We start from the raw sequence: 14,178 nt of genomic DNA, 5'->3' as shown, positions 1-14,178 counted from the left end.
ACAATGAATAGAGTATAAGGGGGGAAAGGTATGACAAATAATATGGCGCCAAAGGTGGTAGACATACGAGAGGCAAAAGCTGGTAAGAAGCCGAAAGAGATCAATGTCTTTGCTCTTTTATTAGGATTGTTGGCTATCTGCGTTATTCTGACGTATACTATGCCAACTGGAGAATATGAAAGGGAAGTGGTCGATGGCAGGAGTATTGTAAAGCCTGATTCGTTTCATTTTATAAAGGCTGATCCAGTTGGGTTTATGGGCATCTTGGGCAGTATTCCTGCTGGAATGGTCGATGCAGCTTCGATTATGTTTTTCCTCTTAATTATTGGAGGTGCATACGGCGTGCTGAATTCGACAGGTGCTGTTGAAGCTTTCATTGTAACGATGACTCGCAAGTTCGGCACTAAAGAGAAATTACTCATTCCCGTTTTGATGCTATTTTTTGCATTGTTAGGCTCATTGCTTGGGATGTATGAGGAAACACTTCCTTATATTCTGATTATCACTCCACTGATTGTAGGGCTAGGATATGATGCGCTTACAGGTCTTGGCATTGTGTTAGTAGGCGTATCCGCAGGTTTTACGACGGCGATTATGAATCCATTTACCGTAGGGGTAGCACAAGGAATAGCTGGGCTTCCGCCATTCTCGGGGATGGGCCTTCGGATTGCAGCTTTTGTTGTTATGTACATAGTATCTGTAATTTTTGTTTATCGGCACGCGATGAAAGTGAAACAAGACCCGTCCTTAGGGGAATATGGAACAATTCAACGTGAACAAATTGACCAGCTATTAAAGTCTGATATTACATTAACACGCAAACATAAATTGATTCTCGCTTGCTTTGTTCTCAATTTGATAATCCTAGGTGTGGGAGTCGTAAAATTTGGCTGGTTTATAAATGAAATTGCCGGAATGTTCATTATATTTGGTATTGCAATTGGGCTCATTGCCCGCTATAACACCAATACATTAGTTGATGAATTCATGAAAGGATCTCAAGCACTCATTTATGGTGCCATGATTATTGGCGTTGCAAGAGGCATTGTGATTGTGCTCGATCAGGGACACATCATGGATACCATTCTGTATTATGCCTCTACTTTAATTAAGGACTTGCCTCCTTCCTTTGCGGCAATTGGCATGATGGTTTTCGATTCGCTGCTCCATATAGCGGTTCCTTCCGGCAGTGGAATGGCTGCTCTAACAATGCCGATTATGTCTCCACTATCTGACATCATTGGTGTGACCCGACAGACAGCTGTACTTATATTCACATTTGGCGATGGCATATTCAATATGATAATACCTGGCATAGCTGTAGCAGGAGCTGCCTTGGTTGGCGTTTCTTATATTCGCTGGTTAAAATGGCTGTTTCCATTGGTGCTTGTGCAATATGCAGTAGCCATCGTGTTTGTCATTATCGCCTATCTCACAAAATATGGACCTTTTTAAAGGATTACTATTGTAAATAAAAAAATGAGGTGTTCTAAATGAATGAAACAAAAATAGAAAATGAAGTAGAAAGAATAAATCAATTAATTGAAGAAAAACGAGACAAGCTGATTGAAGTCAGCAATCAGCTTTGGGAATATGCTGAGACTGGATTTGAAGAGTGGAAGTCTGCTGATCTCATTAGCAAGGTGCTTGAAGATGAAGGATTTGTGGTGGAGAGAGGGATTAGCGGCATTGAAACAGCCTTTGTGGGAAGCTATGGAAGCGGCAATCCTGTGGTGGCGATTTTAGGCGAATTTGATGCCTTGACTGGTCTAAGCCAAAAAGCAGGATCGACCAAACAAGAAGAGGTAGTGAAAAACGGTAACGGCCATGGTTGTGGACATAATTTGCTTGGTACTGGGTCGCTAGCCGCCGCCATTGCTCTTCGTCAATTAATGGAAGAAAACAATCTGCCAGGTACTATACGGTATTATGGCTGTCCTGGAGAAGAAATCGGGGGCGGTAAAATCTTCATGGTACGAGAAGGCGTTTTTGATGATGTCGACTTTGCCTTAACCTGGCACCCAGAAGCTCATAATAAAATTTGGTCTTCTCGCACACTCGCATGCTATGAAGTGAATTTCCGCTTTATAGGCAAAAGTTCTCATGCTGCAGCAAGTCCTTATTTAGGGAGAAGTGCATTAGACGCGGTAGAGTTAACGAGTGTGGGAGTGAATTATTTAAGAGAGCATATCATTCCAGAAGCAAGGGTTCACTATGCGATCACCAATACAGGTGGAGTGTCGCCAAACGTGGTTCAATCAGAAGCGGAAGTATTGTACTTTGTTCGAGCGCCAGAAGTAAAACAAACACATGAGATTTATGAGCGAGTCTGCGACATTGCAAGAGGAGCTGCTCTTATGACAGGCACCGAGCTTGAGATTGGTTTTGATTCGGCCATGTTCAATTATATTCCCAATACAACGTTAGAAGCCGTTATGCAGGAAAAATATGTAGAACTTGGCGTACCCGAATTTGATGAAAAGGAAATACAATTAGCAAAAGAAATTCGAGATACACTAACAGATGCAGAAAAAGAATTTGGTTTGCAAAATGTGAAAGAGTTAAAAGGAAAAGAACTCGCTGATATTGTGGAGCCACATGTGGAGGACAAAGAAGTCATGCCTGGTTCTACAGATGTAGGCGATGTCAGCTGGATTGTTCCAACAGCCCAATGCTATGCTGCCTGTGCAGCAATAGGTACCTCTTTGCACTCTTGGCAAATGGTCTCACAAGGCGGGTCTTCCATCGGCCACAAGGGAATGCTGCATGCAGGAAAAGTGATTGCTGCTACTGCCGCTGAAGTGATGAAGAGACCAGATATAATCCAGAAGGCGAAAGAAGAATTATTGGAACGTCTTGATGGAGAAAGCTATGTTTCACCTCTTCCGGAGGACTATAAGCAATATAGAATCCGTAGATAATTAATTGGACCCTACTGTTGATTCTTCCTGAAAATAGTGAGCAAGGTACAAAGAAAAACCGTGATGTTAACAACACATCACGGCTTTTTTGTGTGATTGAGATGACTATGGATGTTCCTGGGAATCAGTCTTTACGGCTAATTCCCATCCAGTATTCCTCCCAAATAATATCAAGTCGTAGATAGAATTCCTGCTCATCATAATACTGTGACTCTAAGAACAAACCATTCATTAAGCATTGGAAGGCAGTTGTCATATCTTCACTTTTTCCTTCTCTAACCTCTTTGTTCTGTATAGCTTCTTCAAAGACAGCATCAATCGCTTGTCGTTCTATTGCAACAAGTTTTTGGAAGCTTTCTGTGATTTCACTTTGTAAAACTTCAGGCGGGAAGAGCATCAGCCTTCTAAACAATTTCATTTTTCCAGCTTCAGATAAATGATATTCTGCCGCGGTTACTAACATTCCATACAGTTTATTTTTGGCGTATCCATTCTTCAATTGTTCCAGCATATCTTGCAGATGCTTATGATGCTCATCAAGTATCTCTTGATAGATATGCAGTAACACATCTTCCTTTCCCTCAAAGAATGCATAAATAGATGGAGGCTTTATGCCAACTGCATTTGCAATATCCTTTAAAGTTGTTCCTTCATATCCTTTTATGGCAAATAGTTCTGTAGCCGCTTTCATAATGTTAATTTTTGTCGACAATCTGTTTCCTTCTCCCTCTTGATTACCTAACTAATATTAGGTAGTATATATTTTATTAAACTTTATATTATCAGAATATTTCATATTGATTGAATTATTTGTAAGAAAACTGGAATATTCACGCAAAAAGGGGTGGTTTTAAAGTTAATCTAGCATTGCATGAAAAGAATTCTAGCCTTATCACTTTAAGTATAAATGAAAAAGGAGAGCAGACAATGAAAATTAAAGTAATCATGCCTATTATTTCAGATGTATTTTTAGAGGAAACGAAAAAGGAATTTGATTTATATGGTGCGGCTAACACAGAATTTGGGGTTTGCAGTCTAGATTATGGTCCTGCATCAATAGAAAGTGAATATGATGAAGCATTAAGCGTACCGAATTTGCTAGAAAAAGCTAAGGAAGCGGAAGTGGAAGGCTATGATGGGATTATTAGCGATTGTTTCGGAGATCCCGGAGTGAAGCCTGCCAGGGAGATAGTAGATATTCCTGTCGTTGGGCCATGTGAAGCGGGAATGCTATTTGCGAGTTCATTGGCAAAGTCCTTTTCAGTCGTGTCGGTGCTACCGAATGTGGTGCCAATGATTGAGAATATCAGCAAGACCTTAGGTGTACACGGCAATCTAGCATCCACTCGATATATTAATATTCCTGTGTTGGAAGTCCATGAGAAGGAAAGGTTGAAAGCGGCCCTATTCGAAGAAATGGTGCAGGCAATTGAACAAGACGGTGCACATGCAATCGTACTTGGTTGTACAGGCTTTTTGGGCGTAGCAGCAGAGCTGCAAGAGCGTCTTAAAGAAAAAGGCTATGATGTGCCAGTGATTGATCCGGCCTTTGCCGCAACAAAGATGCTCGAAGGTTTGATAGAGATGGGTGTGAAACAAAGTCGTTTGACATATATGACGCCACCTTCAAAACAAAGAGTAAAGATGTAATAGAGTTTAGTTCCTATGAGTTAGAGCTGAGTAGAGGAGAAGAGGCAAATGGAAAATAAACAAAATACAATGGATGATTATTCACTATCTCGCGTACCACAATCAGCACGACAATCATTATGGAATGTATCGATTGTACGTGTTGGATCAATGGCAACGATATCCTCATTTGTGATCGGGGCGGCACTAGGATATGGCATGACCTTTTGGCAAGCTTTTTGGGCAACGATGTTCGGCAGTGTCATTTTAGAAGTAATTAGCCTTCTCCTAGGATATGCAGGGGCACGTGAAGGACTTTCCACGAGTCTATTGTCAAGATGGACGGGCTTTGGCCGTTACGGATCAAGTATTATTGGCGCCGTTATTGCGATTTCAACAATTGGCTGGTTCGGTGTACAGAACTCCGTTTTTGCAGAAGGCCTAGTGCAAGCAAGCCATGGGAAATTAAGTCTTCCTGTTGCGGCTACACTAACGGGACTTGCTGTTACGGTCCTCGTGATTTTTGGATTTAAATTATTAAGCGCGACCGCGACAATCGCTGTACCTGCATTTCTAATCGCTGTAGCCTTTGGGATTTATCAGGTTCTTAAAGATCATTCTATCTTTGAGTTAATGAATACGGTTCCTGCTGGTGAAAAGATGTCTATGGGCGTAGCAGCAACAATGGTCGCCGGAGGATTTATTATCGGAGCAGTCATCACACCGGACTTTAGCCGTTTTGCTAAAAGTGGAAAAGACGTCTTTTGGATGACAATGATTGGGACGGTTATTGGCGAACTTTTTATTAATATGATTGCGGTTTTGATGGCACTTGCTGCTAGAACAAATGACGTGGCGAGCATCATGATGCAAACATCTGGCTGGCTTGGTGCATTAGTAGTCGTTTCATCAACGATTAAGATTAATAATTTGAATTTATATTCTTCATCACTTGGTTTTACAAACATCTTTGATTCAGTATTTAAGGTTAAATTAAATCGAGGAATTGTCACTTTGGTTATTGGGATTATTGGAACGCTGCTTTCCGTTCTAGGCATTCTTGATAAATTCGTGGATTTCCTTGTCTTGTTGGGCGTTCTGATACCGCCGGTTGCCGGTATTATGGTGATTGACTATTTCATATTAAAAACCAATCGTCAGGCACTTGATGAAAGCAGAGAAAAGGGAACACTGCCAGCAGTGGGTGAAAAGCTAAGTCCGATTACACTTATCGCTTGGGCAACGGGTTTTGCGGCAGGTTATTTTGTCACTCTAGGGATTCCTTCTATTAATTCTCTTGTGGTAAGTGGTGTAGTTTATTACATTGGGAAATTAGCTACGAGATCGAGTGCGAATAAACATATTGAAAATGAGAAACAAGTGGCATAATAAAAATTCGGAATATTCGGGAGGCTTTTTAATGAGGAAAATAGGTAAAAAACAAATTGAAGATATTGCAGTTGGCGCAGCAGTGCTAGGAACAGGCGGTGGAGGTGACCCATATATCGGAAAGCTGATGGCACTGCAGGCAATCGAAGAATACGGGGAAGTCACACTTTTAGATGTAGAGGAAGTACCAGACGACGCTTTAGTAGTGCCATCCTCCATGATGGGGGCACCAACAGTGATGCTGGAAAAAGCGCCAAGCGGTGAAGAGCCTATTTTGGCTTTTAAAAACCTTGAAGACTATTTAGGGAAGAAGGTGTATGCCACATTCCCAATAGAAGCAGGCGGTGTCAATTCTATGATTCCATTTGCGCTTGCTGCCAAACTAGGCATTCCTGTCATAGACGCAGATGGAATGGGTCGAGCATTCCCTGAATTACAAATGGTCACTTTTTATCTAGATGGAATATCTGCTACACCTGCCATACTCGCTGATGAAAAAGGTAATACAACTTTGTTATCTACAGTGGATAATGTGTGGACAGAAAGAATTGCTCGTGCTGTTACTATCCAAATGGGCGGATCCGCTATGACTGCGATGTATTCAATGACTGGCAAGAATCTACGCGACAGTGGCGTGAAAAATATTTTAAAACTGGAAGAGGAAATCGGTAGAACGATTAGGCTCGCTAAAGAAAAGAATGTAAACCCAATCCAAGAATTATTGAAGCAGATCGATGGTTATGAATTGTTCAACGGCAAAGTTAGCGATATCAATCGCAAAACAGAATCAGGTTTTGCAAAGGGTATCGCAACATTCGAAGGGCTTCATTCATATAAAGGGGAAACACTGCAGCTTCATTTCCAAAATGAACATCTTCTTGCCAAGACAGACAATCGCTTACTTTGTGTTACCCCGGATTTGATTGCGGTGCTAGATGCAGAAACAGGGCTACCTATCACAACGGAAGGTATTAGATATGGATCAAGATGTATCGTCATTGGTATACCATGCCACCCGAAGTGGAGAACGGAAGAAGGAATTAAGGCTGTCGGTCCAAGATACTTTGGATACGATGTGGACTATGTGCCTGTAGAAAATCTTGCGAAAAAAGGAGTGCTATCATAATGAGTATTTATCGTATAGGAATTGACGTAGGCGGAACCCACACAGATGCCGTTTTGCTAGACCAAAATAATACTGTATTGTCAGAGACAAAATCCCCTACAACTGAAGATGTGGCAACAGGCATTTATAATGCAATGCACCAAATTATTACGCAAGCAAACGTACCTCGTGAGGAAATTAAATATGCAATGCTTGGCACCACTCATTGCACAAATGCCATAGTAGAAAGAAAAAGGTTAAATAAAGTAGCTGCGATCCGAATCGGAGCCCCTGCAACTTTATCAGTAAAGCCACTGATTGGTGTTCCTGATGACCTTCGGGAAGTACTAGGGAAACATGTTTATCTCGTGCGTGGAGGTCATGAATTTGATGGTAGGGAAATCGTTCCGTTAGATGAAGATCATTTATATCAAATAGCTGAGGAGATTAAGGGAAAGGTAGATTCAATTGCGATTACATCAGTGTTCTCGCCCGTATCCAAATCGCATGAAGAAAGAGCAAGCGAGATACTTCGAGAAGTACTGGGCGATCATATTCCTTTATCACTATCCTCTGAAATTGGTTCAGTAGGACTGTTAGAAAGAGAAAATGCAACGATTCTGAATGCATCCGTTGTGAATGTGGCAAAAACAGCAGCCGACGGATTTATTAACGCACTGAAAAGCGAAGGAATAGATGCGAAAGTATTTTTCGGACAAAATGACGGGACACTAATGTCTATTGAATATACAGTCAAGTACCCTATATTTACTGTAGCGTGCGGTCCGACCAACTCATTGCGCGGGGCTTCTTATTTAAGTGAACTCACTGATGCAATTGTCGTAGATGTTGGGGGCACAACATCCGATGTGGGTGTTTTAGTACAATCCTTCCCGCGAGAATCGTCTCTAGCAGTTGAAATTGGTGGTGCTAGAACCAACTTCCGTATGCCTGATCTTGTGTCGATAGGACTTGGAGGAGGGACAGTGATTCGTACCCAAGATAATAGAGATTTCACGATTGGACCGGATAGCGTTGGGTACAAATTACAGGAAAAGAGCCTTGTCTTTGGAGGAGATATTTTAACGGCTACAGATGTTGCTGTAGCTCTAGGCAAAGTAGAGATCGGTGATTCTGCTAAGGTAGCACATTTAGATAAGGAATTGTTGAATAGAATGTACACGAAGATGGTGTCACTTGTAGAAGAAGCCATCGATAAAATGAAAACGAGCGCAGATCCAGTACCTGTAATTCTTGTAGGAGGAGGTAGCGTATTGTTGCCGGAACAACTGGAAGGTGCTTCAGAGGTAATCCGTCCGGAGCATTCAGGTGTTGCTAACGCAATCGGTTCAGCTATCTCACAAGTAAGCGGCCAAATCGAAAAGATTTATTCTTTAGATGAAATAGGAAGAGAAAAGGCATTAGAGCACGCAAAACAACAAGCTAAAACAGAAGCGATCAATGCGGGTGCAGCTGAGGAAAGCTTGGTCATCGTAGATGTTGAGGATGTTCCACTTGCCTATATGCCGGGAAATGCAACACGTATTCGCGTAAAAGCTGCCGGTGATTTGGCACAATTTGAAATGAAAGAATTGGTGTGATTTTAAAGTTCAATTTATAATTTACCAATTGATCAATAGATGTTCCATCTCATTAGGGGGATGGAATATCTTTGATTTTAATGATGAGCATCATTGTAATTGTGTGAAGAGGAGGACGGCTACTCATGTGGAATTGCGTGATCTGAAAGTCCCGCAGAAACGTAGTGACGAGGAGATTGAAACTAAGCCCGTGGAAAGCGCCGTCTGGAACGGAAAACAAACTAACTTTTATATGTCAGTTCAATAGAAGAAAAACAAATGAAAAAGCCTGAACTCATTATAATTTCACATGGGTTCAAGCTTTCATTAGGATGTTATATTATTGGAAAATTCAGTCTTTTTTATGTGTAATTTGGTTATTGAACATTTTCTACAAAGGTTCTGGAGCATTCGCTGTTTTTTGTCTCTTTGCTTTTCGAGCCCACGAAAGGATAATAGCTATGATTAAGGCGAGCCCTAGGTATCCCATAGTAGAGTAGACCTTTCCGACAAGGGTGGTAAAACCGACAAGGCTTGCGCCGAATCCAAGTAAACCAATCACAACAATGGCAGGCTTGAAGTGTTTTTTTTCAGGTTGTACGAAACGAACGGTGAAAGCATAGAACATACCGACCGCCGTGTTATACATCATGCCAAGCAGGGCAATTCCCATTAGAACTCCAACCATAGGATGGATTTGGGCAGCTAATTCAAGTGTTGGCATGTCAACACCTTTGATCACATCGATCTTTACAAACATCGCAATATTGATAAGGATAATTAAGGCACCCAACATAATCCCGCCATATATCCCGCCCATACCTGCGACTTTGCGGTCTTTAATCGTTCCGCCCATCACAATCAACAAGGCGGCACCAGCTGCGATATTATAGGAAACATAAAGCAGTGCACCCAGCACCCAATTAGAGGCAGCGGAACCTTGCTCTTTAGCGATTGTGTTGGCATCAGCTAAGGAGAGATCCATCGTAAAAATAGAATAGATTAATATAATGAAAATAATCGCCATTAAATAGGGAGTGATCACAGCGATTAAATTGATGATATTCTTTATATTCAGCAATAATGTTAGGATGGTGGCAGCAACCATAATCAAACTGCCTATTAATGGAGGAATGCCGAACATTTGATGGAATGTTGATCCAGAACCGGCAAACATCACAACCGCTACACCGAATAAAAAGAATGTAATTAAGACATCTAGAATAAATCCGATATACCGGCCGCCAATATGATAAATCACTTCTTTATGTGAAGAAGTTTGTAAATCTGAGCCAAGCTGAGCCAACATATAGCCTAGAAATGTAAAGGCGATAGTTGCAAGAATCCCACCGACGGTTCCCCAAAGACCAAAGCTTGTAAAGTACTGCATGATTTCCTGGCCGGAAGCAAATCCGGCTCCTACAATCAATCCAACGAAAGCGGCGCCAATCTGTAAACTTTTCCTCATACATTTCCCTCCATTATTTGTAATGTTTTTTGGCGACAGTAAAGGATTCCACAGCCTCACAGTCAATTTCATATCCTATTCCGACAGCCTGTCGTACGTTGATGTAGCCATTTTCGGATACGACTTCAGGCTTGATAATATCCTTATCCCAATATCTATTTGAGCTTGCTGTATCTCCCGGTAACGTAAAATTTGATAATGTTGTTAAAGCCACATTATGTGCACGCCCGATACCCGATTCGAGCATGCCGCCACACCACACGGGAATGCCGTTTGCCTCACAGTAATCATGGATTTTCTTGGCTTCAGTTAATCCACCGACACGGCCGATTTTAATATTAATAATTTTTGTACTCCCAAGCTCTACAGCCTTTCGTGCATCTTCAAGCGAGTGGATGCTTTCATCTAAGCAAATCGGCGTTTCTAGCATTTTTTGCAGCTGTGCGTGGTCAATAATGTCATCTGATGCTAAAGGCTGTTCAATCATAGTGAGGTTGAACGCATCTAGCTGTTTCAACAACTCTGCGTCTTCTAACCGATAGGCGGAATTGGCATCTGCCATCATGGCAACATCTGGGAAAGTGTTTCGTAATATGCGCATGACCTCCACATCCCAGCCTGGCTTAATTTTCACTTTAATCCGTTTGTAGCCTTCTTTGACGTAGCCATCGACTAATTCAACTAGCTCTTCAATGGATTGTTGAATGCCAATACTAATCCCGACTTCAATTTTATCTCTTGTACCGCCGAGTGCAGAGGCAAGAGATTGATTTGTTTGCTGTGCATAAATATCCCATACAGCACCTTCTATGGTGGACTTAGCCATATTATTTTTGCGAATAGGTGCAAATAACTCACTAACTTCATCCGGGTGATGGATTTCCTTATTTAAAAGCAATGGGATAAAAAAGTCCTCCAGCATGTGCCAGTTGGTCTGCAAAGTCTCTTCGTTATACCAAGGCGAGTGGAAGGCGACTGATTCACCCCAGCCAATCGTTCCATCTTGGTCCTGCGCTTCAAGCACGAGAAAATCTCTATCTGTAAATGTTCCAAAACTTGTAGTGAAAGGATCCTTTAATTTCATTTTTAGTTGACGGATCGTGATATTTACAATTTTCATAGTTACTCTCCTCCAAATTCTAATGTTTCTGTTTTCACAAACAGATAGTCATTATGCGTTTCATACGATTGTAAACGTACAGCAGCATAGCCTGCTTTAAATAGGCGTTGAAATATCTTACGTGTTTGCAAGCGCCAATCAATTGCAAGTATTTGACTTTGCGCTTTGAGCGATTGAAAGTCTTTCGGTACTGCAATGGAATAGGCAGGTTTATTTAATTCTTGCTCAGGGCTTGCAATAAAAACGGGTAGCCGGTCTTCATTCAGAGAAATGGTGTTCAAGGCTTTGACTACTTCTATTTGAGGCTGTTGTTTTTCAATCACATATGGACTAGTCAAATGCCAATGCACTTCAAACCGGTCTGATGGTAATCCTTGATTAAATTTATTCTGCATCTTTCCGTAGCAATCTTCGAAGTAAGTGTTACATATGCCGTTTAGTTTCGTTAGGTTTAGGGATGCATTGCGGGTTTCAAGTGGATCATACGTCCATTTCATGATGTGGAAGCCCTTTGCAATGGCCATTTCACGCTGTGCAAGTTTTAACTTTTCGCCAATACCTTGTGAACGGTAATTCTCATCAATCCCGAGCATATGAGAGCATAAATAGCTTTTTCCATTTTCAAAACCAGGAAATCCATAGCTGAAGCCAACTAAATCGACTCCATCAAATGCTCCAACTATAATGCCGCCATTTTTTACAGCTGTTAAAGTTTGATGAGTCGGTATGGGTTCCATATCCCATACTTTTTGTTCAAGCTCTTGAATCTGTTCCATCTCTGCAATGGTCTTCAATTCTCGAATATTCATCATCTAATCGCTTCTTTCTATTTGATGTAGGGCTAGTATTAAGGCTCTTGCGATAATTTCAGCACCTGTTGGGAGCTGCTCCTGATTGAAAGTCATATTTGGATGATGTAATCCTGGTGTAACTCCACATCCAAGCCCAAGCATGGTTGTTTTTAAATGGGGTCGTGTATAGGCATAAAAATGAAAATCTTCTCCACCTGGTGTCACAATCTCAGGCGCTAAATGATCTTCGCCAACCACATCGAGGATGGCCTGCTTCATAATGTTTTTCGCGCTATCATCCACTTGCGCTGCTGCAATATGCGCATCTATCTTGTAAGTGATGACTGCGCCAAATAATGTGCTGACGGCGTCCACTACCTTGTCAAAGCCTCTTGTTAATTCATCCATCGATTCATTATTTTGAGCGCGTGCATCAATGCTGAATGTGGCACTCCCAGGAATGATGTTAGTAGATGAACCACCTGCCTGAAGCTGTGTCATCTTAATAGAAGCTGATTGTTCGGGGCTAATCCAAATCCTTTTTAACCCATCGATCATGGCAGCCGCCACTTCAATGGCATTCACTCCTTTCTCAGGACGTGCTCCGTGTGCTTCAAGTCCTTGGATGGTTCCGGTAAATAGTTTTGCCGCTCCGTGATAGAGTGCTGGTGAATAGGTTCCGCCCTGTAACTCGTATAGCGGTCTTACATGGGTGCCGAACAAATAGGTCAGGGAATCTACAATTCCTAATTCGGCGAGTGCCTTTGCTCCTTGCGCTTTTTCTTCAGCCGGCTGAAAAAGAATTCGAATGGCGCCTGGCAGGGAAGGGGCCATTTCTTTCAGGAGCAGCACTACCCCTAAGGCCACGGTCATATGTCCGTCGTGTCCACAAGAGTGATTTGCTTTGAATTCACCGTCTACTTCTTGCCATAGTGCATCCATGTCTGTGCGGAAACCAACTTTTGGAATGCCTTCTCCAATATCAACATATAAACCCGTCATATTTTTAAAAAGATGTGGCTTCAAACCCTCTTGACGAAGGAATTCTGCAATATAAGACGTTGTTTCTACTTCATTCCAGCTAGTCTCAGGGGAATGATGTAGATGTTCGAAAATCGTTTGTAGTCTTTCAGTAAATGGTTGTTTCATCAGTTAAAACCACCGATCTGCAATAAAGCTATTTTTATAATCATCGTATCTAACTCGCTGATCCTGATAATATTGCGGATCAAGAGTCATCATGCCTGTCACGATAACATTTAAAAATGATATAAGAGATGGCATGAGATCAATCGTCGACAGTTCAGGCTGTTCGAGAATAAAGGAATATGAGCTGTGTTTATGGATAGGGGCTAATTTCGAATCTGTAATAGCTAAGACCGTAACCCCTTGGTTGTGAAGAGTTTCTGCAATTTGAATGGGTTCCTTAAAATATCGATGCAATGAAATGACAACGACAACCGAATCCTCATCTATTTCCTGCATTATCCGAAAGAGATCCGCCGAGTCCGTTTGAATCAGCTTCACGTTCGGTCGAAGGATATTTAACGTAAAGTGCAGCCATCTTGCCCCAAACTCTGATGCACCTCCACCCAAAATATATAGATTTTTTGCTTTATGTAGTCGTTCGGTTGCCTCATTAAAATCTTCTTTATTAATTTGCTTGGCAATCTCGCTGATTTTTGTACTGTCTTTGTTCATGCCTTTTTCTACTAGACATTGGTCATTGTAGAGCTCCATTTTCGAAGAAACATAGTAACCAAGTGTACTAACAGCGGTATTATTAAAAACATGTAAGGTAATTTTCTTTTGTAGTTCTGTATAGCCTTCAAGCCCAAGCGCAAAGCAGAAGCGAATAACTGTCGTTTCACTTGTTCCCGCCTTTTCACCAACCTCAGTAGCTGAGTGAACACTCACAAATTTGGGATGCCGTAAGACAAAGTTTGCTACCTTTTGTTGAGCTTTTGAGAGATCATGGAATTGCATCTCAATCAATTCTTTGATACTTCGTTCTTTTTCCAAGAGAAGTCTCTCCTTTTTATTGTATGTTTTGAAGTTTCAACTTCATACGAGGATAGCATAAATTAATTCATAAAACAATGAATATTCAGAAATATTTTATGAGATTTAATGATTGAAGATGGATAAAAAAGGATAAGGTTAAAGTTGATTAGA

At 41.4% G+C, this 14,178-nt stretch carries 12 protein-coding genes; 6 read left to right on the top strand and 6 right to left on the bottom strand.

The genetic code is table 11. The features are described 5' to 3' along the window. Positions 1-30 precede the first annotated feature (30 nt). Both RCJ93_RS08725 and RCJ93_RS08720 read left to right on the top strand, forming a co-directional pair. Entirely contained in the window at positions 31-1,455 is a 1,425-nt protein-coding gene (locus RCJ93_RS08725) for a YfcC family protein (RefSeq protein ID WP_223823505.1), read from the top strand. Positions 1,456-1,493: 38 nt separating this feature from the next. Then, positions 1,494-2,921 (top strand): M20 family metallopeptidase, encoded by a 1,428-nt coding sequence (locus RCJ93_RS08720; RefSeq protein WP_150283565.1) that lies wholly within the window; start codon positions 1,494-1,496, stop codon positions 2,919-2,921. Between the two features lie 124 nt (positions 2,922-3,045). On the opposite strand, the gene RCJ93_RS08715 is transcribed toward RCJ93_RS08720, so the two are convergent. Next, positions 3,046-3,633 carry a TetR/AcrR family transcriptional regulator gene (locus tag RCJ93_RS08715; RefSeq protein ID WP_150283566.1) on the bottom strand — a complete coding sequence of 196 codons (588 nt, stop codon included), beginning with the start codon at positions 3,631-3,633 and terminating at the stop codon, positions 3,046-3,048. Positions 3,634-3,848: 215 nt separating this feature from the next. Here RCJ93_RS08715 and RCJ93_RS08710 point away from each other — a divergent pair, with 215 nt between their 5' ends. Genes RCJ93_RS08710 through RCJ93_RS08695 form a run of 4 tightly spaced genes read left to right on the top strand, consistent with a single transcriptional unit; the run spans position 3,849 to position 8,645 of the window. Beyond that, positions 3,849-4,571 (top strand): aspartate/glutamate racemase family protein, encoded by a 723-nt coding sequence (locus RCJ93_RS08710; protein WP_150283567.1) that lies wholly within the window; start codon positions 3,849-3,851, stop codon positions 4,569-4,571. 48 nt (positions 4,572-4,619) lie between these two features. Beyond that, positions 4,620-5,939: a purine-cytosine permease family protein gene (locus RCJ93_RS08705; protein WP_446738841.1), complete on the top strand. Its 1,320-nt coding sequence runs from the start codon at positions 4,620-4,622 to the stop codon at positions 5,937-5,939. A gap of 31 nt (positions 5,940-5,970) precedes the next feature. Beyond that, on the top strand, positions 5,971-7,065 hold the full coding sequence (locus RCJ93_RS08700; protein ID WP_150283569.1) for a DUF917 domain-containing protein: 1,095 nt from the start codon (positions 5,971-5,973) through the stop codon (positions 7,063-7,065). Beyond that, positions 7,065-8,645 carry an ROK family protein gene (locus RCJ93_RS08695; protein WP_446738840.1) on the top strand — a complete coding sequence of 527 codons (1,581 nt, stop codon included), beginning with the start codon at positions 7,065-7,067 and terminating at the stop codon, positions 8,643-8,645. The genes RCJ93_RS08700 and RCJ93_RS08695 overlap by 1 nt, the downstream gene beginning before the upstream one ends. A gap of 370 nt (positions 8,646-9,015) precedes the next feature. On the opposite strand, the gene RCJ93_RS08690 is transcribed toward RCJ93_RS08695, so the two are convergent. The 5 genes from RCJ93_RS08690 to RCJ93_RS08670 are packed head-to-tail and all read right to left on the bottom strand — an operon-like array spanning position 9,016 to position 14,025. Continuing rightward, the gene (locus RCJ93_RS08690) at positions 9,016-10,092 is read right to left on the bottom strand and encodes a YkvI family membrane protein (RefSeq protein WP_446738839.1); all 1,077 of its coding nucleotides are present in this window, start codon (positions 10,090-10,092) and stop codon (positions 9,016-9,018) included. 13 nt (positions 10,093-10,105) lie between these two features. Beyond that, positions 10,106-11,212 carry an o-succinylbenzoate synthase gene (gene menC / locus RCJ93_RS08685; protein WP_446738838.1) on the bottom strand — a complete coding sequence of 369 codons (1,107 nt, stop codon included), beginning with the start codon at positions 11,210-11,212 and terminating at the stop codon, positions 10,106-10,108. A 2-nt stretch (positions 11,213-11,214) separates the two neighbouring features. Continuing rightward, the gene (locus RCJ93_RS08680) at positions 11,215-12,024 is read right to left on the bottom strand and encodes a GNAT family N-acetyltransferase (protein ID WP_446738837.1); all 810 of its coding nucleotides are present in this window, start codon (positions 12,022-12,024) and stop codon (positions 11,215-11,217) included. Continuing rightward, entirely contained in the window at positions 12,025-13,152 is a 1,128-nt protein-coding gene (locus RCJ93_RS08675) for an amidohydrolase (protein WP_446738836.1), read from the bottom strand. Positions 13,153-13,155: 3 nt separating this feature from the next. Next, on the bottom strand, positions 13,156-14,025 hold the full coding sequence (locus RCJ93_RS08670) for a MurR/RpiR family transcriptional regulator (RefSeq protein ID WP_446738835.1): 870 nt from the start codon (positions 14,023-14,025) through the stop codon (positions 13,156-13,158). Between the last annotated feature and the right edge of the window lie 153 nt (positions 14,026-14,178).

This window comes from Rummeliibacillus sp. BSL5 (genome assembly GCF_052928305.1).
The sequence above is the reverse complement of the archived record's forward strand: the minus strand, read 5'-3'. Positions and strand labels throughout refer to the sequence as shown.

What these genes read in the sequence shown, in the direction of transcription:
- RCJ93_RS08725 (WP_223823505.1), top strand. Translation starts at nt 31, where the DNA reads ATGACAAATAATATGGCGCCAAAGGTGGTAGACATACGAGAGGCAAAA.
- RCJ93_RS08710 (WP_150283567.1), top strand. Translation starts at nt 3,849, where the DNA reads ATGAAAATTAAAGTAATCATGCCTATTATTTCAGATGTATTTTTAGAG.
- RCJ93_RS08720 (WP_150283565.1), top strand. Translation starts at nt 1,494, where the DNA reads ATGAATGAAACAAAAATAGAAAATGAAGTAGAAAGAATAAATCAATTA.
- RCJ93_RS08700 (WP_150283569.1), top strand. Translation starts at nt 5,971, where the DNA reads ATGAGGAAAATAGGTAAAAAACAAATTGAAGATATTGCAGTTGGCGCA.
- RCJ93_RS08675 (WP_446738836.1), bottom strand. Translation starts at nt 13,152, where the DNA reads ATGAAACAACCATTTACTGAAAGACTACAAACGATTTTCGAACATCTA.
- RCJ93_RS08690 (WP_446738839.1), bottom strand. Translation starts at nt 10,092, where the DNA reads ATGAGGAAAAGTTTACAGATTGGCGCCGCTTTCGTTGGATTGATTGTA.
- RCJ93_RS08695 (WP_446738840.1), top strand. Translation starts at nt 7,065, where the DNA reads ATGAGTATTTATCGTATAGGAATTGACGTAGGCGGAACCCACACAGAT.
- RCJ93_RS08705 (WP_446738841.1), top strand. Translation starts at nt 4,620, where the DNA reads ATGGAAAATAAACAAAATACAATGGATGATTATTCACTATCTCGCGTA.
- RCJ93_RS08680 (WP_446738837.1), bottom strand. Translation starts at nt 12,024, where the DNA reads ATGATGAATATTCGAGAATTGAAGACCATTGCAGAGATGGAACAGATT.
- menC (WP_446738838.1), bottom strand. Translation starts at nt 11,212, where the DNA reads ATGAAAATTGTAAATATCACGATCCGTCAACTAAAAATGAAATTAAAG.